This is a genomic window from Streptomyces griseoflavus (genome assembly GCF_014649995.1).
In the GTDB taxonomy this organism is placed as follows: domain Bacteria; phylum Actinomycetota; class Actinomycetes; order Streptomycetales; family Streptomycetaceae; genus Streptomyces; species Streptomyces griseoflavus.
Map to the genome: position 1 here is coordinate 1 of NZ_BMUC01000059.1, position 613 is coordinate 613.

The window sequence follows — 613 nt, forward strand, 5'->3', positions numbered from 1 at the left end:
TGGCACTCGTCGCCGCCGGCGGCGTAGTCGCCGAAGTAGTCGACGACGTCCTCCGGCCACTGGTTGGCCTCCGCCAGCAGCACCGTGTCGGGGTACTGGGAGTCGATCTCCTCGCGCACCCGCTTCAGGAACGCGTGCGAGGCGGGCAGGTTCTCGCAGTTGGTGCCCTCGGCCGCGTACAGGTACGGCACCGCGTCCAGCCGGAACCCGTCGATGCCCAGGTCCAGCCAGAAGCGCAGCGCCGCCAGGATCTCCTCCTGCACGCGCGGGTTCTCGTAGTTGAGGTCCGGCTGGTGGGAGAAGAAACGGTGGAAGTAGTACTGCTTGCGCACCGGGTCGTAGGTCCAGTTCGACGCCTCGGTGTCGACGAAGATGATCCGCGCGTCCGGGTAGCCCGTGTCGTCGTCGGCCCACATGTAGAAGTCGCCGTAGGGGCCGTCGGGGTCCGTGCGCGACTCCTGGAACCACGGGTGTTCGTCGCTGGTGTGGTTCATGACGAAGTCGATGATCACGCGGATGCCGCGCAGGTGGGCCGCGTCGACGAACTCCACGAAGTCGGCGAGGTCGCCGAAGTCGGGCAGCACGGCGGTGTAGTCGGCGACGTCGTAACCGC

1 protein-coding gene is annotated in these 613 nt (G+C 67.4%); it reads right to left on the bottom strand.

Going from position 1 to position 613, the window contains the following annotated elements; translation table 11 throughout:
* Positions 1-613: alpha-amylase family glycosyl hydrolase (locus IE172_RS34225; protein WP_268253502.1), on the bottom strand; the 613-nt coding region annotated here is incomplete at both ends.